This is a genomic window from Kitasatospora sp. cg17-2 (genome assembly GCF_054031055.1).
On the sequence record NZ_CM132923.1, the window covers coordinates 3,731,527 to 3,749,841 of the forward strand.

Here is an 18,315-nt window from a genome sequence, read left to right on the forward strand (position 1 = left end):
CGACCGCCCCGTCACCCCCCAACACCCGGACCCGGCCGGTGATTCCGGCCCGCCCCGACGAGTTGTGCAATGGTACCGGCGCGGGGGGCGTGAAAGGATGCCCCCGCAGCGTCACAGAGCGCCGCACCAGTGCACCAGCGAAGACCGCACCACCGTGCGAGCCGGACAAAGGAGTACCGCCGTGCCGGGCAAGAACCTGAGCCGCGACGAAGCCCAGCAGCGGGCCAGCATCCTCACCGTGGACAGCTACCGGGTCCGGCTTGACCTGACCTCGGCCCCCGATCCGGCGGCCGCGACCTTCCGGTCCACCACCACCGTCGCCTTCCGCTGCGCCGAGCCGGGCGCCTCGACCTTCGTCGACCTGCTCGCCCCCGCGGTCCGCGCCGTCACCCTCAACGGCCGCGCCCTCGACCCGGCCACCGCCTACGACGGCGCCCGGGTGCACGTCGACGGCCTGGCCGGCGAGAACGTGCTCACCGTCGAGGCCGACTGCGCCTACAGCCGCACCGGCGAGGGCCTGCACCGCTTCACCGACCCGGCCGACGGCGAGACCTACCTCTACACCCACTACGAGCCGGCCGACGCCCGCCGGGTCTTCGCCACCTTCGAACAGCCCGACCTGAAGGCGCCGTTCACCTTCACCGTCACCGCGCCGGCCGCCTGGGACGTCCGCTCCAACGCCGCGCACGAGAGCGTCACCGAGGACGGCACCGCCCGCACCTGGGAGTTCGCGCCGACGAAGCCGATCTCCACCTATCTCACCGCCGTCGTCGCCGGCCCGTACCACGTCGTGCGCGACCACTACAGCCGCACCCTCGCCGACGGCACCGTGCTCGACATCCCGCTCGCCGCGCTCTGCCGCCGCTCGCTCGCCCCGTACTTCGACGCCGACGAGATCCTCGGCGTCACCAAGCTCGGACTCGACTTCTTCCACGAGAAGTTCGACTACCCGTACCCCTTCGGCAAGTACGACCAGGCGTTCGTCCCCGAGTACAACATCGGCGCGATGGAGAACCCCGGCTGCGTCACCTTCCGCGAGGAGTTCGTCTTCCGCTCGAAGGTCACCGACGCCGCCTACGAAGCCCGGGCCAACGTCGTCCTGCACGAGATGGCGCACATGTGGTTCGGCGACCTGGTCACCATGCGCTGGTGGGACGACCTGTGGCTGAAGGAGTCCTTCGCCGACTTCATGGGCTCCTACGGGCTGGTCGGCGCCGGCACCCGCTACCAGGCCGCCTGGGTCACCTTCGCCAACCAGCGCAAGGCCTGGGCCTACCGGCAGGACCAGTTCCCCACCACCCACCCGATCACGGCGGACATCCGGGACCTCGAGGACGCCAAGCTCAACTTCGACGGCATCACCTACGCCAAGGGCGCCTCGGTGCTCAAGCAGCTCGTGGCGTACGCCGGCGCCGACGCCTTCTTCGAGGGCGCCCGCCGCTACTTCCGCCGGCACGCCTTCGGCAACACCGAACTCGCCGACCTGCTGGACATCCTGGAGGAGACCAGCGGCCGCGACCTCAAGTCCTGGGCCGCCGCCTGGCTGCAGACCGCCGGCGTCAACACCCTCACCCCGCAGCTCACCGTCGACGCCGAGGGCCGGATCACCGAACTCGCCGTGCTCCAGGACGGCGACGTCCAGCGCCCGCACCGGATCGCGGTCGGCCTCTACGACCGCGACGCCGACGGCGCCCTGGTGCGCACCGAGCGCTTCGAACTGGACGTCACCGGCGCCCGCACCGTCGTCGACGGCGCCGCCGGCCGCGCCCGGCCCGCGCTCGTCCTGCTCAACGACGACGACCTGACGTACTGCAAGATCCGCTTCGACGAGGAGTCGCTGGAGACCCTGCGCACCGGGCTCGGCGACATCAAGGACGACCTGGCCCGCGCGCTCGCCTGGTCCGCCGTCTGGAACCTCACCCGGGACGCCCTGATGCCGGCCCGCGACTACGTCGCGCTGGTCCTGCGGTTCGGCGGTCAGGAGGCCAACATCGGCGTCCTGCAGTCGCTGCACGCCCAGGCCAAGACCGCCGTCGACCTCTACGCCGACCCCGCCTGGCGCGGCGAGGGCGGCCGGCTGCTCGCCGACAGCGCGCTGCGCGAACTGCGCGCCGCCGCGCCCGGCAGCGACCACCAGCTGGCCTGGGCCCGGTTCCTCGCCCAGACCGCCAACGGCTCCGAGCACCTCGGCCTGGTCCGCGGCCTGCTGGCCGGCAGCGCCCGGATCGACGGCCTGGACGTCGACCAGGAGCTGCGCTGGGCGCTGTGGCTGACGCTGGCCGCCTCCGGCCAGGCCGGCGAGGAGGAGCTGGCCGGGGAGCTGGCCGCCGACAACACCGCGAGCGGCCGCCGCCAGCACACCCAGTGCCTGGCCGCCCGGCCGACCCCGGAGGCCAAGGCCGCCGCCTGGTCCGCCGTGATCGACTCCGACGAGCTGCCCAACGCGCTGGTCGAGGCCAACATCGCCGCTTCGCGGTGGTACCACCGCGACCTGACCGCCCTCTACGCGGCGCCCTACTTCAAGCTGCTGGAGCGGGTCTGGGCCGAGCGGACCATCGAGATCGCGATGCGGATCGTCGGCGGCTTCTTCCCGCAGACCCAGGTCGACGAGGCCACCCTGGCCGAGGCCGACACCTGGCTGACCGGCCACCCGGACGCGGCGCCCGCGCTGCGCCGGCTGGTGCTGGAGCGCCGGGACGACCTGGCCAGGGCGCTGCGGGCGCAGGCCTGCGACCGGGGCTGAGCGACCGCCCGGGGGCCCGCCGCGACGTGTCGCGGCGGGCCCCCGTCGTACCGGCGGCTCAGCGCCGGATCACTTGCCGCGCAGGCCCTTGTCCAGGGCGGCGATCCCGCTGCCCCGCGCGTCGTCGCCGTCCAGCGACCACACCATCACGCCGCCCAGGTCGTTCCAGCGGGCGTAGCGGGCCTTCTCGGTGAGCACCTCGGCCGAGTCGAAGCTGTAGAAGGTGGTGCCGTCGTACTTCCAGGACGCGCCGTGGTCGCGGTCCACGTACGTCCGGCCGGGCAGCGCGTTGATCTCCTTGTAGGAGAGGTCCGGCACCGTACCGGTGGCCTTCTGGTACAGGCCGCCGCGGTTCCCGGCCGGCACCCCGGTCCAGCCGTGGCCGTAGAACGGCGCACCGAGGACGAGCTGCTCGGCGGGCAGGCCGCGCTCCTGGTAGTGCGTCACGGCCTTGTCGGCGCTGCGCTGCCGTGCGTCGGGGTCGGCCGGGTCGGAGTAGAGGTTGGCCTGGTGGTTGGCCGGGCCCTTGCCCTCCCAGGGACCGTGCAGGTCGTAGGTCATCAGGTTGAGCCAGTCGACGGACTCCGCGACCTCGGGCAGCTCCAGCCGGTCGGCGACGGTCTCGTTGGCGGCGACCGCGGCGGTCAGCAGGTAGTGCTTGCCCTTGCGGCCGCCCAGGGCGTCCAGCTGCCGTCGGAACTCGGCCACCAGCAGGGTGAAGTTGTGCCCGTCCTCGGGGCGGACCACGTTGCCCGCGTCACCGCCGCCGCCCGGGTACTCCCAGTCGAGGTCGATGCCGTCGAAGACCCCGGCGGCCGCGCCGGGGCCGCCCTCCGGGGAGCCGGCGAGCCGCGGCAGGTCGCCCTTGAGGTAGAGGTCGAGGCAGGAGGAGACGAACTTCCTGCGGGCCTCGTCGGTGGCGGCGGCGTCCGAGAAGTACTTGGACCAGCTCCAGCCGCCCAGCGAGATCACCGTCCTGAGCCGGGGGTTCTTCGCCTTCAGCTTGCGCAGCTGGTTGAAGTGGCCCTTGAGCCGCTGGCCGGGGGCGTCGGCCACGCCGTCCACCGAGTCGGCGGCGGAGAACGCCCGCTGGTAGTCGTTGTGGGCGTCGCCCTGGCCGGCCTCGTCGGTCTCGAAACAGGTGCCGTCGGCGGAGACGTTGCCGAAGGCGTAGTTGATCACGGTGAGTCGGCCGGCCTGCCCCGTCTCCTGGACGCGCTTCGCGGAGCTGTCCGCGCCCCACTGGGTGAAGTAGCCGACCCGCTGGCCCTCGAGCCTCGGGCCGTGGTGGGCCTCGGCGACGGTCGCGGTGGCGGTGGTGGTCAGCAGTGCGGCGACGGTGGCGGCGGCGAGCATGGCGGAGGCACGTGTGGGCATACCTGACCTGTCCTCTGAGACGTCGTCAAATGGTCTGGACCAGACTGACAAAGAGGTTTAGTCCATTGCGCCCGGGCCGCACAAGGGGACGGATCCGGACGGTGCAGCATGCAAAAAGGCGGCACGCGAGCAGGCGGCACGCGAAAGGGGCCGGACCGCGCGGACGCGGTCCGGCCCCTCTCAGGCCGTGCGGGTACTGCCGGGTGGTCAGCCGTTGATCAGGCTGCGCAGCACGTACTGCAGGATGCCGCCGTTGCGGTAGTAGTCCGCCTCACCGGGGGTGTCGATGCGGACGACCGCGTCGAACTCCTTGTCACCGGCGACGACCCGGACGGTCTTCGGGGTGCGGCCCTCGTTGAGCTCGGTCACACCGGTGAAGGAGAAGGTCTCCTCGCCGGTCAGGCCCAGCGAGTCGGCGTTCTCGCCCTCCGGGAACTGCAGCGGGAGGACACCCATGCCGATCAGGTTCGAGCGGTGGATGCGCTCGTAGGACTCGGCGATGACGGCCTTGACGCCGAGCAGCGCGGTGCCCTTGGCGGCCCAGTCGCGGGACGAGCCGGAGCCGTACTCCTTGCCGGCCAGGACGACCAGCGGGGTGCCGGCGGCCTGGTAGTTCTGCGAGGCGTCGTAGATGAACGACACCGGCGCGTCGGCCTGGGTGAAGTCGCGGGTGTAGCCGCCCTCGGTGCCCGGCGCGATCTGGTTGCGCAGGCGGATGTTGGCGAAGGTGCCGCGGATCATGACCTCGTGGTTGCCACGGCGCGAGCCGTAGGAGTTGAAGTCGCGCTTCTCGACACCGTTGGCGGTCAGGTACTGCGCCGCCGGGGTGCCCGGCTTGATGTTGCCGGCCGGGGAGATGTGGTCGGTGGTGACCGAGTCGCCCAGCTTGGCCAGGACGCGGGCGCCGGCGATGTCGTTCACCGGGCTCGGGGTCTTGGCCATGCCCTCGAAGTACGGGGGCTTGCGGACGTAGGTGGACTCGGCGTCCCACTCGAAGGTGTTGCCGGTCGGGACCGGGAGCGACTGCCAGCGGTGGTCACCGGCGAAGACGTCCTGGTAGCCCTTGTCGAACATGGCCTCGTCGATGGAGCCGGCGACGGTGTCGGCGACCTCCTGCTCGGACGGCCAGATGTCGGCGAGGAAGACGTCGTTGCCGTCGGCGTCCTGGCCCAGGGCGTCACGGGTGATGTCGATGTTCATGTTGCCGGCGAGGGCGTAGGCGACCACCAGCGGCGGGGAGGCCAGGTAGTTCATCTTGACGTCCGGGTTGATCCGGCCCTCGAAGTTGCGGTTGCCGGAGAGCACCGAGACGACCGCGAGGTCGGCCTCGTTGACGGCGGCCGAGACCTCCTCGGGCAGCGGGCCCGAGTTGCCGATGCAGGTGACGCAGCCGTAGCCGACCAGGTTGAAGCCCAGCTTCTCCATGTACGGGAGCAGGCCGGCCTTCTCGTAGTAGTCCATGACGACCTTGGAGCCCGGCGCCAGGGTGGTCTTGACCCAGGGCTTGACCGTCAGGCCCTTCTCCACGGCCTTCTTCGCCAGCAGGGCGGCGCCCAGCATGACGGAGGGGTTGGAGGTGTTGGTGCAGGAGGTGATCGAGGCGATCACGACCGCGCCGTTGTCGATCTCGTAGGTCGAGCCGTCGGGGGCGGTGACGGCGGTCGGCTTCGAGGCCTCGGCGGAGTAGGTCGGCAGCGCCTCGGCGAACTTCGCGGCGGCCTCGGCCAGGACCACGCGGTCCTGGGGGCGCTTCGGGCCGGAGATCGACGGGACGACGGTGGAGACGTCCAGCTCGAGGTACTCGGAGTAGACCGGCTCGACCGACGGGTCGTGCCAGAGGCCCTGCTCCTTGGCGTACGCCTCGACCAGGGCGAGCTGCTGCGCGTCGCGGCCGGTGAGCTTCAGGTAGTTGATGGTCTCGGCGTCGATCGGGAAGATCGCGCAGGTCGAACCGAACTCCGGCGACATGTTGCCGATGGTGGCGCGGTTGGCCAGCGGGATCGAGCCGATGCCGTCGCCGTAGAACTCGACGAACTTGCCGACCACACCGTGCTTGCGCAGCATCTCGGTGATGGTGAGCACCAGGTCGGTGGCGGTGGTGCCGGCCGGCAGCTCGCCGGTCAGCTTGAAGCCGACGACGCGCGGGATCAGCATGGAGACCGGCTGGCCGAGCATCGCGGCCTCGGCCTCGATGCCGCCGACGCCCCAGCCCAGCACGCCCAGGCCGTTGACCATGGTGGTGTGCGAGTCGGTGCCGACGCAGGTGTCCGGGTAGGCCTGGCCGCCGCGGACCATGACGGTGCGGGCCAGGTGCTCGATGTTCACCTGGTGGACGATGCCGGTGCCCGGGGGGACGACCTTGAACTCGTCGAAGGCGGTCTGGCCCCAGCGCAGGAACTGGTAGCGCTCCTTGTTGCGGCCGTACTCGATCTCGACGTTCTGGACGAAGGCGTCCGGGGTGCCGAACTTGTCCGCGATGACGGAGTGGTCGATGACCAGCTCGGCCGGGGCCAGCGGGTTGATCTTGGCCGGGTCGCCGCCCAGCTCCTTGACGGCCTCACGCATGGTGGCGAGGTCGACCACGCACGGCACGCCGGTGAAGTCCTGCATGATCACGCGGGCCGGCGTGAACTGGATCTCCTGGCTCGGCTGGGCGTCGGCGTCCCAGCCGCCGAGGGCCCGGATGTGGTCGGCGGTGATGTTGGCGCCGTCCTCGGTGCGGAGCAGGTTCTCCAGCAGCACCTTGAGGCTGTAGGGCAGCCGCTCGGACCCCTCGACGGCGGAGAGCTTGAAGATCTCGTACGACTCGTCGCCCACCTGCAGCGAGCTGCGGGCGTCGAAGCTGTTCGCGGACACGACTGACTCCTTCTAGGTGCTTCGTGCGGTATCCGGCCGCCACGGTGGTAAGGTCAGCCTTACTTAGGCTTACCTTGCCCGCACCGCCGGTGAGCGCCTCTCGGCAAGTATCTTGATGTCGAGATATATCTTAAGGCGGAGTTATCTCGATGTCGAGATAAACCATAGTGCATGGCGCAGCGTCCGCCACGTCGGCACCACGTCCAGCCTGCCCCCTCCCCCCGGAGGCGCGCCACGCGCCCCCGCGTTACCACGCGGCCGGCGCCGTGCGGACCCGTCCAGCAACCGTCGAGCACCCGCCGCCGCACCCGCCGCCGCAGGCCCGGGCGGAGCACCCCGGTAGCGTGGCCGACCAAGGACATGCCGAACGGGCCGGGGGCCGACCGATGATCGTGGTGGACGCGTCCGCGCTGGTGCTCGCACTGGCCGACGAGGGCGAGCGCGGCACCGCCGCCCGCGCCGAACTGGCCGCGGACGGGGAGTGGGTGGCGCCCGAGCACGTCGTCGTCGAGGTGATGCAGTCCCTGCGCGGCCTCTACCTGGCCCGCGAACTCGACGCCGAACGGGTCCGCGAGCTCACCGCCGAACTGCCCCGGCTGGCGATCCGCAAGATCCCGGTCGAGCCGCTGCTCGGGCGGATCTGGGAGCTCAAGGACAACCTCACCCCCGACGACGCCGCGTACGTGGCGGTGGCGGAACTGGTCGGCGCACCGCTGGTCACGGCCGACCTGCGGCTGATGCGGGCCACCGGGCCCCGGTGCGAGATCCGGGGGATCGGCCGGTCCGGCACGTAGGACGAACGGGGGCGGAGCGGGCCACTCGCGCGGGACGGGTGGGACGGCCGGGCAGGGCGCGGAGCGGGCCGCTCGCACGGGACGGGCGGGACGGCCGGGCAGGGCGCGGGTGGGGCCGCTCCCGCGGGACGGGTGGGACGACCAGGCGTGTCCGGGGTGCCCGCGGGGCCGTTGAACGGGGCGTCAGGTCCGCCGCGTACCCGGTCCGGGTGCGCGCGCCCCCGCGCCCCCACCCGAAGAGGTCCGCCGATGCCCGCTCCGCTCGCCGCCGCCCTGCTCCCGCTCGCCCTGCTGGCGCCCGCCGCCTCGCCGGTCTCGGTCACCGAGGCCGACTTCGACCCGGCCACCGCCTTCCTCCCGCCGACCGCGATCAGCCACGCACCGGACCTGGTGCCGTTCGGCTCGCACGTGCGGGTGATCGTCGACCGCTCGGTGCCCGGCCGCACGATCCTCACCATGAGCGTGTCCGGGGTCGCCGCCGACCACGAGTTCCCGGTGCACCTGCACACCGGCGCGTGCGGGGCCGACCCGGCCGCGTCCGGCCCGCACTACCAGGACGCGGTGGACCCGGTCAGCCCGTCCACCGACCCCGCCTACGCCAACGACCGCAACGAACTGCGGCTCGCCCTGCACACCGACGGGCAGGGCGAGGGCACCGCCGCCACCTCGGTGGCCTGGCGGCCCCGGCCGGGCGAGGCCCGCTCCCTGGTCCTGCACGCGGGCACCCCGGTCGGCGCGCACACCGCCGCCGAGCGGGCCGCCTGCGTGAACCTGGAGGACCTGGACGGCCAGACCCTGTAGCGGGACGGGCCTTCGACCGTCCGGGGATGTCGGGTCAGTTGCCGAGGGTGGCGACAAGGACGGCCTTGATGGTGTGCAACCGGTTCTCGGCCTGGTCGAAGACCACGGAGTGCGCCGACTCGAACAGTTCGTCGGTGCACTCCAGCTCGGCCATGCCGGTCTCCTCGAACAGCTGCCGGCCGAGCACCGTGCCGAGGTCGTGGAAGGCCGGCAGGCAGTGCAGGAACTTCACCCGCGGGTTGCCGGTCGCCCGCACCGTCTCCATCGACACCTGATACGGCCTGAGCAGCGCGATCCGCTCGGCCCAGACCTCCTTGGGCTCACCCATCGAGACCCACACGTCGGTGTAGAGGAAGTCGGCGCCCGCGACGCCCTCGGCGACGTCCTCGGTGAGGGTGATCCGGGCCCCGGTGTCCCCGGCCAGCGACTCCGCGGCCTTGCGCACCTCCTCGTCCGGCCAGAGCGCGCGCGGCGCGACGATCCGGATGTCCATGCCGAGCAGCGCGCCGGTCACCAGCAGCGAGTTGCCCATGTTGGAGCGCGCGTCGCCGAGGTAGGCGAGCGTCACCTCGGTGAGCGGCTTGGTGGTGTGCTCGGTGACCGTGAGCACGTCGGCCAGCATCTGGGTCGGGTGCCACTCGTCGGTGAGGCCGTTCCAGACCGGCACCCCCGCGTACGCGGCCAGCTCCTCGACCACCGCCTGCCCGTGCCCCCGGTACTCGATGCCGTCGAACATCCGGCCGAGCACCCGGGCGGTGTCCTTGATCGACTCCTTGTGCCCGATCTGCGAACCGGCCGGGTCCAGGTAGGTGGTGGTGGCGCCCTGGTCGTGCGCGGCCACCTCGAAGGCGCAGCGGGTCCGGGTGGAGGTCTTCTCGAAGATCAGCGCGATGTTCCTGCCGCGCAGCCGGGGCTGCTCGGTGCCCGCGTACTTCGCCGCCTTCAGGGTGGCGGCGAGGTCCACCAGGAAGCGGAACTCCTGGGGGGTGAAGTCGAGCTCCTTGAGGAAGTGTCTGTTCCGGAGGTTGTACGCCATGCCGGGCTCCTGTGATGACGGTGACGGTGACGGGCGGGCGAGTGGAAAGCGGCAAGTCTATACGATGCTCAGAATTTGTATGCACTGATACCCCTGCCGGCCGCCCACCCGCCGCCTGCTCACGGCCGCGGGTCCACCGGCTCCGACTCCAGGGCGAGGACCGCGAAGACCGCCTGGTGCACCCGCCACAGCGGCTCCCCGGCGGCCAGCCGGTCCAGGGCCTCCAGGCCCAGCGCGTACTCGCGCAGCGCCAGCGAGCGCCGCAGGCCCGACGCGCCGCCGGACGGCCGGGACAGGTCGGGCGGCTGTGCCGCCCGGGCCGGGCCGTGGAGCAGCCTCAGCCACTCGCGGCCCCTGACCCGCACCGCCGGCTGCACCAGCCCGCCCGGGCGGCCCTCCCCCGGCGCCGTCCGCGTCGGCGACACCGGCGGACGGACCACGATGCCCGCGCCGCCCGCCGCCGTCAGCTCCTCCCACCAGGCGACGGCGGCGGCCGTGGACTCCTCGTCCGCGGTGTCCACCCAGCGGTGGGCCGTCCGGTACAGGACGGGGGCGGGGGCGGTGCCGTCAGCGGGGGCCGTCCGGTCGGCGGGGGCCGTGCCGTCGGCGGGGGCCGTCCGGTCGGCCTCGACCAGGCGGTCGATCCGGGCCAGGTGCTCCCGCTCGGGACCGGTCGCGAGATTCGCGCCCTCGGCGGCCAGCAGCCGGAACGGAGCCAGCAGCACACGCCCCGGCACCCCCGCCCGCCGGTGCGCCCCGGCGAAGTCCCGCAGGTCCGCCGCCCGGTCACGCTGCCGGTCGAGCAGCCCGGCGACGTCCAGCCCCCGGGCCGCCGCCCGTTCCAGCGCGGACAGCACCGGCGGCAGCAGCGCCCCCGCCGACGCCACCGCCGCCGCGTTCCGGCCCCGCCGGGCCTCCGCCGAGGACGCCGCGAGGTCCGGGTCGACATCGGCGCCCGGTGCGGGCACCCCCGTCAGGGCGGCGTCCAGCAGCAGCCAGCCGCTCCCCAGCTCCTCGAAGAGCCCCGACCGTTCCGCCGCCGCCCGCAGCCGGGCCAGCAGCTCCGCCTCCTCCACCGGGCCGAACAGCGCCCGCCCGGTCCGCGACCAGACCGCCCCCGGCCCGGCCGGACCGAACCGCCGCGCCAGCGCCGCGTCGTCCCGCGCCACCAGCACCACCGCGCGCGGCCCCGGCAGCAGCTCCGCGCACAGCACCCGCCCGACCCCGTCCGCCCGGTACCCGGCGAACGCCTCGTCCGGGTGCTCCGCGAAACCCGGCCGACGGGCGGCACCCACCGGCGGCACCGACGGCGGCAGGTACACCAGCAGCCGGGGGTCGACCGAGGACCGCCCCACCGTCTCCAGCGCCGCGGCGGCGTTCCCCGGCCGCACCGCCACCGTCCCGTGCAGCGCCGTCTCCACCGTGTGCGGCCCCGCCACGTCCGCCACGTCCAGCGGACGCCCCTCCCGGCCGCCCGGCGCACCGCTCAGCAACGGCCGGACCGGCTCGTACCACCGGCGCTCCGCCTCCACCCGGACCAGCTCGCGCTCCGGGTACCGCAACGCCGTCAGCGCGCCGCCGAAGACACAACCGGTGTCCAGGCAGACCGTGTTGTACAGGAAGCTCGCCACCGGCAGCGGCGTGTGCCCGTAGACCACCAGCGGCCGCCCCCGGTACTCCTCCGCCCAGGCCTGACGCACCGGCAGTCCGTAGTCGTCGGTCTCCCCCGTCGTGCCGCCGTACAGCGCGTGCGACCGCACCCGGCCCGAGGAACGGCCGTGGTACCGCTCCGGCAGCCCCGCGTGGCAGACCACCAGGGCGCCGCCGTCCAGCAGGTAGTGGTCGGCCAGGCCCCGCACGAACTCCCGCACCTCGGCCCGGAACTCCGCCGGCTCCGCGCCCAGCTGCTCCATCGACTCCCGCAGGCCGTAGGAGAGGGTCACCCGGTCGCCGTCCAGGGCGCGGGCCACCTTCAGCTCGTGGTTGCCCGACACGCAGAGCGCGTGACCCGCCGCCACCATGCCCATCACCAGGCGCAGCACGCCCGGGGTGTCCGGGCCCCGGTCGACCAGGTCGCCGACGAACACCGCCGTCCGGCCGGCCGGCGGCACCGCGTCCACCGGGCGGCCCGCCGCGTCCCGCACCAGCCGGTAGCCGAGCCGCCCCAGCAGCGTCTCCAGTTCGGACCGGCACCCGTGCACATCGCCGACCAGGTCGAACGGGCCGGTCAGATGGCGCAGATCGGCGCGCCGGCGCTCCAGCACCACCTCGGCGGACGCCACCTCGGCCGCCCCGCGCAGCACATGGACCCGGCGGAAGCCCTCCTTGGCCAGGCCCGGGAGGGAGGCGCGCAGCTCCCGGTGCTGGCGCGGGATCACGAACGCCGGCAGCTCGCGGTCCGGGCGGGTGCGGTTGCGCTCGGCGCACACGCCCACCGGGACGTCGAGCACGATCGCCTCCGCCCGCGCGTCGTGCTCCCGGGCGACGGCGAGCAACTGCTTGCGGGCGTCCGCCTGCACGTTGGTGGCGTCCACGACGGTCAGCCGGCCGGCCGCCAGGCGCTTGCCGACCAGGAAGTGCAGCAGCTCGAAGGCGTCCGCGGTGACGGACTGGTCGTTCTCGTCGTCGCCGACCAGGGCGCGGCAGGTGTCGGAGGAGACCACCTCGCTGGGGCGGAAGTGACGGCGGGCGAAGGTCGACTTGCCCGCGGCACTGGTGCCGACCAGGAGGACGAGGGAGCCCTCGGTCACGGGGAGGACGGGGTGGGGTCCGGGGACCCGCTCCGGGGTGGGGGTGGGGGTGGAGCTCGGGGTGATCGGGGTCGGGGTGGTCGGGGTGGTCCGGGTGGTCGGGGTGCTGGGTGTGTCGTCGGGCCGGGTCATCGGGGCCCACCTCCTCCGGGGGCCGGGGCAGCGCGTTCGAACAGGGCGAGCAGGGGCGGTCGGGGAACCGACGGGAGGGTGACGGCGTAACCGTGCCCGGCGGCCGTCCGGTGCGCCCAGGCGGCGAAGGCCGCCCCGTCGGCGCCGGGCGGCGCGGTCGCGACCACGACCGGCGGGCGGGCGGCGCCGAACACCGCGTGCTCCCGGTACGCCGGGTGCGCGGCGGGCGTCACCCGGTCCGTCGTCCCGGTCGCGGCCGGAGGCCCGGGCGTGGCCACGGCCGGCGCCACGGCCGCGGCTTCGAACACCATCGCGTCGAACCCCGTCAGCCGGGCGTCCGCGTAGACCGGCGCGCCCTGCACCAGACGGACCCGGGGGCGGCCCGCGCCGCTCCCCGACTCCCACTCCGGCGCCGGGTCCGCCGTCCGCTCCAGCCCCAGCCGGCGGGCGGCCGCAGCGAGGGCCGCCGGTGAGACGTCCACGCCCAGCAGTTCGGTGAAGCCGCCGTCCGCGAGCAGCCCGGCGAGCAGTTCGCCGTTCCCGCACCCGAGGTGCACCACCCGGCCGGCCCCGACCGTGCCCAGCGCGGCCCGCACCGCTGCCGCGCCGACGCGGTCGTCCTCTTCCTCCTCGCCCCAGGCCACGGCGTGGCCGTGCCGGGCCAGACGGCGGGCGATCACGGCCCGCTCGGGGTGGGCGGCGAGCAGCCCGTCGACATCCGCCCGCTCCGGCGGCACCCAGTGGTGCGCGGCGCCGTCCAGCACCGGCAGCAGCGCCGACAGTTGCCGCAGCGCCTCGACCGGCCGGACCGCCGGCGCGGCCAGCCCGAGCCGCAGGTACGGCGAGCCACCGAGGGCGGCTTCCGCGTCCAGCGGCAGTTCCGCCGCCTCGACCCGCCAGCCCAGCGGCTCGAACAGCCGCCGCGCCAGCTCGGCACCGTCGACACCACCCGGGGCGGGCCCCGGCTCCCGGTCCGCGCGGACGACCGGCAGCTCGATCTCCAGCGGCAGCACCTCGTCCCCGGCCGAGTCGGGCGAGTCGGACGTCGCGGGCGACCCGGACGACCCCAGCGACCCGGACGACCCGGGCAACTGCGCGAGCGGCTGCCGGAACACCGTCCGCAGCACCGCCGCGAACACCGAGGAGGCCGCGTAGGGGCGGTCGCCGACGTGCGCGTCGGGCACCGCGGGCGGCCGGCCCTTGCCCCGGCGGCCTCGCCCCGGTGCCTCCGGGTCGGGTTCCGCCAGCAGGACGGCGGTGCAGCGTTCCGCGTCGGCCTCGGGGAAGAAGACGTGCGCCTCACCGAACGCGGTCGCGACCCGGTGCACCGTGTCCGGCCGCCGGTGCAGCAGGCGCGCCAGATCGGCGGCCGGGCGTCCGGGGGTACCGGCGGGGCCGGTCGGGCCGGTCGGGGCGGTTTCCCCGGCGGGGCCGGTGGCTCCGGTGGATCCGGTGGTGGAGATCGACATGAACACCCGTCCGAGTATCGCCCAGCCGCGCCCGCCCGACCGCCGGATTTTCCCCGGTGCGCCGCGAGCCGCCGATCGGTCCGGACGGTGAGCGCGTTCGGCAACGGCCGCCCTGATTCGTTAACGTGCACGATGTGACTGCTGAATCCACCTCCCCCGTGAGCGGCGCCGTTGCCGCAGGTCTGGCCACCATCGCCGCGGACGGCACCGTCCTCGACACCTGGTACCCGGCCCCCGCGCTGAACGCCGCACCCGGCCCGGCCGGGACCGTCCTCCTGACCGCCGAACAGGCCGAGGCCGAGCTGGGCGCGGGTGCCGCCGAGGCACTGCGCGCCGACGCCCGCCGCGGTGTCGAGGTGGTCGCCGTGCGCACCACCATCGCCTCGCTGGACGAGAAGCCGCTCGACGCGCACGACGCCTACCTGCGTCTGCACCTGCTCAGCCACCGTCTGGTCCAGCCGCACGGTCTGAGCCTGGACGGTGTCTTCGGGCTGCTCGCCAACGTGGCGTGGACCAGCATCGGCCCCGTCCCGGTGGACAAGGTCGAGCAGGCCCGGCTGGCCGTGCGCGCCCAGGGCGGGCAGCTCGCCGTCTACGGGATCGACAAGTTCCCGCGGATGACCGACTACGTCGCCCCCTCCGGTGTGCGCATCGCCCACGCGGACCGCGTCCGCCTCGGCGCGCACCTGGCCGTCGGCACCACCGTGATGCACGAGGGCTTCGTCAACTTCAACGCGGGCACGCTGGGCACCTCGATGGTCGAGGGCCGGATCAGTGCCGGCGTCGTGGTCGGCGACCACAGCGACATCGGCGGCGGCGCCTCGATCATGGGCACCCTGTCGGGTGGCGGCAAGCAGGTCGTCTCCGTCGGCGAGCGCTGCCTGCTCGGCGCCAACGCGGGTATCGGCATCTCGCTCGGCAACGACTGCGTCGTCGAGGCCGGCCTCTACGTCACCGCCGGCACCCGGGTGACCACCCCGGACGGCACCGTGGCCAAGGCCGTCGAGCTGTCCGGTCAGGACAACCTCCTGTTCCGCCGCAACTCGCAGACCGGCGCCGTCGAGGTCATCGCCCGCTCCGGCTCCTGGGGCGGCCTCAACGCCGACCTCCACGCGCACAACTGACCCCACCCGCCCCTGAGGGTCCGGCTCCCGGTGCCGGGGCTCCGAGCCAATGGCTCGGAGCCCCGGCATCAGCTGTTCCGGTCCCCCGGCGGCCGCCACAGGGGCGGGCCTCCCGGGGGAAGCACGGCCCTCGGCAGCGCTCCGCGCACCTGGGCGGCCGTAGCCCAGGCCGGTCGGTGGCGGCAAGCCCGGGGTCACCCGGGCGGCTTACCCGTGCCGGTGGTTGGACCGCATCGAGTGGTGGCCGGTGACCGCGCGGCGGGGTGTTCGTTGGTTGCAGCGGCGGGGACCGCGTCCGGCCGCCCGCCGACCGTTCCACACCGCACCACCGATCCGAAGAGGTCCCCGCATGTCCGAGCCCTGGTCCGAGGTGTCCACCACCTCGCCCTACCCCACCGCCCACGGGGCGGCGGCGCCGGCCGCCCCGAAGAGCCTGTTGGAGCAGATGCAGGAACTGCTCGCCTCGGTGACCGCGGACCTCGCCGACCTTCAGGCCATCGGTGCCCGTACCACCTCCCCCGCCGCGACCGGCTCCGCCGACGGCGAGGACGGCGGGCTCGCCGCCGCCCGCTGACCCGGCGGGTCGAGCCGGAGCACCAGTAACCGCTCCTCGTGCTCCGCCACCGGTTCGGGGAGCCCTCGGGCACCGTCCGGCCCGAACGGCTCCCCGGGCCCGCCCTCCGCCGCCGCGCACGGCTCCGCGTCGTACTCCTCGGGCCGCTCGCCCGCCGCCTGCCGTACGGCGTCCAGCAGTTGGTCGACCAGCTGGGTGCACTCCGCTCCCGCGTCGACCCCGTCGATGCAGGCCCAGTAGAGGCTCTCGGTGTCGGCCCCGCAGGCCAGCACGACCAGCGTCTCCCCCATGTCCCGCAGCAGGCGGCCGAGTTCGTCGAGCATCGGCCCGAACTCCCCGAGCTCGGTGAGCCTTCGGGCCCGGCCGCCCGGCCCGAAGGCGGACGCCGAGGGGGCGCCCTCCTCCGGGTGCTCCAGGCAGCAGGCCGCGTGGGTGGCCGCCTCGGCCAGCAGCTGCCCGAGGCCGGAGAGCCCCTCCTCCCCCGATCTGGCGAGCCGGGTGGCCACCGCCTCGGTGAGCAGCGCGGCCTGCCGGGCCTCGGCCAGCACGTCGGGGACGTTCCTGGTCTCCGCCAGGGCGTGCCGGGCGGTCTTGATCAGTCGCAGCGCTTCCACGGCCGGACACCCCTTCCGTCGCCCGCGCGGCGCCTTGCCGTGCGGTCACGGTGAGAGGGTGCGACGGGGCGCAGGGGCGGCGCATCCGGACTTCGGAAAGCTGTGGACAACCCCGGGGCTGTGGACAACTTCCGTCCCCCGCAGGGGGTATGGACAGCCCTACGGGTTGACTTCCTCGCCCTCGGCGGGGAAGTCGGGGACCGGGAAGCGCAGTTCGTTCCGCTCGATCTTGGCGGCCAGGGCCGTCAGCGGATCGACCCCGACGGCCGTGCAGAACTGGAGCAGGTAGGCGAGCACGTCGGCCACCTCGTCCCGCACCCGGTGGGCGCGGTCCGGGTCGGCCATCACGGCGGCCGCCTGCTCGGGGGTGAGCCACTGGAAGATCTCCAGCAGCTCGCCGGCCTCCACGGTCAGGGCCGAGGCGAGGTTCTTGGGGGTGTGGAAGGGCTCCCAGCGGCGGGCCGCGGCGAAGGCCACGAGCCGTTGCCGCAGCTCCTCCAGGGTCGGCCCGGCGGGTTCCGTGTGTCGTTCGTTCACCTGTCCAGGTCTACCGCATCGCCCGCGGTCCGGTCGGCCCCGGGGCCCGGCGCCCAGGACTCCGGCGACGGCACCCCCGCCCCCTGGCCCGACCTCGGCCCCGACCCCGCCGACGGACCCGGGGCCGCCGGTACGCCGTCGCGCACCGCCTGGACCGGCACCCGCGCCGTCTCGGTCCGCAGCACCGTGAGCCCCGAGCTCGGATCGCGCCGGCACTCCACCACCGCCACCCCGCCCGGCAGTTCACCCGGCCCGCCCAGGGCGTCCCGGGCCGCCGCCGGCTCCTGGAGCGTGGCCAGCACCCGCAGCTGGTTGCGCCCCGCCATGTCGCGGGCGAGCCGCAGCAGCGAGGCGGCCTGGTCCGTGGAGAGCCCGGCGCCGAGGTCCTCCGCCAGCACGGTGAGCTGCCGCTGCGCCCACGGCACCTCGGCGGCCACGTCGAGGTCCAGCACGCCGGCGCCGGTGAGCAGCACGGCGGCGAAGGCGAGGTGGCGGAGCATGCCGTCGGAGGCCTGGTCGGCCCCGGTGCGGCCGAGGACGCCCTCGTCGAACACCGCGAGCACCCGCCGGTCGGCGCCGGTGCCGCGGTGGGCGAGGTCGAGGCCGAGCAGCGGGTGCGGGGCGGCGGACTGGACGACGCGCAGCAGCTGCCCGAACCGGCGGCCGCACTCGTTGCCGAGCCGGGCGACGACGGCGGAGATGTTGGCGGCCGAGCTGAGCAGCCTGGCCTGCGGGTGGGGACGGGCCCAGCCCCGCATCAGGGCGGGCACGGGGCAGACGGGGAAGACCTCGCGCAGCGCGGTGAGCAGGTGTTCGGCGGCCCCGAGGACCTTGCGTTCGCCGGGCGAGGATCCGGCCACGCGCAGCGGGATCTGGGCGGTGACCAGGGTGCCGCTGGGGAAGGGGGCGCGGATGTCTCCCTGCCGGGTGTCGTTGTGCCAGCTGACGTTGACGCGCCGGTGGCGCAGGTCCTGTTCGCCGGTTTCGACGAGGGTCCGGCCGTCGAGGGTGAGCTGCTCCCTGGCGATGCGGACGGGGCCGTCGGTGCGGACGACGACCTCCAGGGCGATCGGCCCGTCCGGGGAGCGGACGGTGCAGCCGAGGATGAAGGCGTCGCGGCCGTGCGGCACGCACCCGGCGAGGCCGCCGCGGACGGGGGCGGCGAGCGGCCCGGTGGTGCCGGGCCGGCCGTCGAGGGAGTCGCCGATCTCCTCTCCGAGGGCGAGTCGGGAGAGGACGGCGAGGGCGTCGAGCGCGTTGGACTTGCCGACGCCGGCGGGGCCGTGCAGCACGGTGAGGGGGGCGAGCGGGAGGGTCGCGCGCCGGTAGGACTTGAAGGAGGTGAGCCGGAGCTCCTCGACGATCGGGCGCCGGGCGGTCGCGGCCGCCGGTCCTGGTTCCGGGGTGCGCTGCTGCGGGTGGGCCGGCACGGCGGGGCGGGTGGCGTCGCGGTTCACCCGTCGGACGTTAGCCGCCGGTCGCGCGGCAGAAACGTGCCTGCCCGGCAG

General features: G+C 74.2%; 13 protein-coding genes. 5 read left to right on the forward strand and 8 right to left on the reverse strand.

Annotation, left to right across the window (positions count from 1 at the left end; all coding sequences use genetic code 11):
• Nucleotides 1-181 precede the first annotated feature (181 nt).
• Nucleotides 182-2,743: an aminopeptidase N gene (gene pepN / locus ACW14Y_RS15415; RefSeq protein ID WP_456987184.1), complete on the forward strand. Its 2,562-nt coding sequence runs from the start codon at nt 182-184 to the stop codon at nt 2,741-2,743.
• 69 nt (nt 2,744-2,812) lie between these two features.
• Here the strand turns inward: pepN and ACW14Y_RS15420 are convergent, their stop codons facing one another.
• Together ACW14Y_RS15420 and acnA are read right to left on the reverse strand one after the other, a co-directional pair.
• On the reverse strand, nt 2,813-4,120 hold the full coding sequence (locus ACW14Y_RS15420; protein WP_456987186.1) for a glycoside hydrolase family 18 protein: 1,308 nt from the start codon (nt 4,118-4,120) through the stop codon (nt 2,813-2,815).
• A gap of 207 nt (nt 4,121-4,327) precedes the next feature.
• Nucleotides 4,328-6,976: an aconitate hydratase AcnA gene (gene acnA, locus ACW14Y_RS15425; protein WP_380305715.1), complete on the reverse strand. Its 2,649-nt coding sequence runs from the start codon at nt 6,974-6,976 to the stop codon at nt 4,328-4,330.
• Between the two features lie 344 nt (nt 6,977-7,320).
• Between acnA and ACW14Y_RS15430 the strand changes: the two genes are divergently transcribed.
• Nucleotides 7,321-7,770, forward strand: coding sequence for a type II toxin-antitoxin system VapC family toxin (locus ACW14Y_RS15430; protein ID WP_456987189.1), 450 nt, complete (start codon nt 7,321-7,323; stop codon nt 7,768-7,770).
• Nucleotides 7,771-8,019: 249 nt separating this feature from the next.
• On the forward strand, nt 8,020-8,571 hold the full coding sequence (locus ACW14Y_RS15435) for a superoxide dismutase family protein (RefSeq protein WP_456987191.1): 552 nt from the start codon (nt 8,020-8,022) through the stop codon (nt 8,569-8,571).
• A 34-nt stretch (nt 8,572-8,605) separates the two neighbouring features.
• Here ACW14Y_RS15435 and argF read toward each other — a convergent pair whose 3' ends face one another.
• From argF to ACW14Y_RS15450, 3 genes are all read right to left on the reverse strand, one after another.
• On the reverse strand, nt 8,606-9,607 hold the full coding sequence (gene argF, locus ACW14Y_RS15440; RefSeq protein ID WP_380391736.1) for an ornithine carbamoyltransferase: 1,002 nt from the start codon (nt 9,605-9,607) through the stop codon (nt 8,606-8,608).
• A 119-nt stretch (nt 9,608-9,726) separates the two neighbouring features.
• On the reverse strand, nt 9,727-12,489 hold the full coding sequence (locus ACW14Y_RS15445; RefSeq protein ID WP_456987193.1) for a polynucleotide kinase-phosphatase: 2,763 nt from the start codon (nt 12,487-12,489) through the stop codon (nt 9,727-9,729).
• Entirely contained in the window at nt 12,486-13,958 is a 1,473-nt protein-coding gene (locus ACW14Y_RS15450) for a hypothetical protein (protein ID WP_456987195.1), read from the reverse strand. The genes ACW14Y_RS15445 and ACW14Y_RS15450 overlap by 4 nt, the downstream gene beginning before the upstream one ends.
• 134 nt (nt 13,959-14,092) lie before the next feature.
• Between ACW14Y_RS15450 and dapD the strand changes: the two genes are divergently transcribed.
• Entirely contained in the window at nt 14,093-15,082 is a 990-nt protein-coding gene (gene dapD, locus ACW14Y_RS15455; protein ID WP_266269429.1) for a 2,3,4,5-tetrahydropyridine-2,6-dicarboxylate N-succinyltransferase, read from the forward strand.
• A gap of 349 nt (nt 15,083-15,431) precedes the next feature.
• Nucleotides 15,432-15,656 carry a hypothetical protein gene (locus ACW14Y_RS15460; protein WP_380305700.1) on the forward strand — a complete coding sequence of 75 codons (225 nt, stop codon included), beginning with the start codon at nt 15,432-15,434 and terminating at the stop codon, nt 15,654-15,656.
• Here ACW14Y_RS15460 and ACW14Y_RS15465 read toward each other — a convergent pair.
• The 3 genes from ACW14Y_RS15465 to ACW14Y_RS15475 form a co-directional block, all read right to left on the reverse strand.
• The gene (locus ACW14Y_RS15465; protein ID WP_380305698.1) at nt 15,572-16,270 is read right to left on the reverse strand and encodes a DUF6099 family protein; all 699 of its coding nucleotides are present in this window, start codon (nt 16,268-16,270) and stop codon (nt 15,572-15,574) included. The genes ACW14Y_RS15460 and ACW14Y_RS15465 overlap by 85 nt on opposite strands.
• Nucleotides 16,271-16,429: 159 nt before the next feature.
• On the reverse strand, nt 16,430-16,807 hold the full coding sequence (locus ACW14Y_RS15470) for a nucleotide pyrophosphohydrolase (protein ID WP_340634840.1): 378 nt from the start codon (nt 16,805-16,807) through the stop codon (nt 16,430-16,432).
• The gene (locus ACW14Y_RS15475; RefSeq protein ID WP_456987198.1) at nt 16,804-18,264 is read right to left on the reverse strand and encodes an AAA family ATPase; all 1,461 of its coding nucleotides are present in this window, start codon (nt 18,262-18,264) and stop codon (nt 16,804-16,806) included. Before ACW14Y_RS15475 ends, ACW14Y_RS15470 begins: the two co-directional genes overlap by 4 nt.
• Between the last annotated feature and the right edge of the window lie 51 nt (nt 18,265-18,315).

Coding starts and splice junctions, on each gene's coding strand:
- ACW14Y_RS15420 (WP_456987186.1), bottom strand. CDS start 4,120: ATGCCCACACGTGCCTCCGCCATGCTCGCCGCCGCCACCGTCGCCGCA.
- ACW14Y_RS15435 (WP_456987191.1), top strand. CDS start 8,020: ATGCCCGCTCCGCTCGCCGCCGCCCTGCTCCCGCTCGCCCTGCTGGCG.
- argF (WP_380391736.1), bottom strand. CDS start 9,607: ATGGCGTACAACCTCCGGAACAGACACTTCCTCAAGGAGCTCGACTTC.
- ACW14Y_RS15445 (WP_456987193.1), bottom strand. CDS start 12,489: ATGACCCGGCCCGACGACACACCCAGCACCCCGACCACCCGGACCACC.
- ACW14Y_RS15450 (WP_456987195.1), bottom strand. CDS start 13,958: ATGTCGATCTCCACCACCGGATCCACCGGAGCCACCGGCCCCGCCGGG.
- ACW14Y_RS15460 (WP_380305700.1), top strand. CDS start 15,432: ATGTCCGAGCCCTGGTCCGAGGTGTCCACCACCTCGCCCTACCCCACC.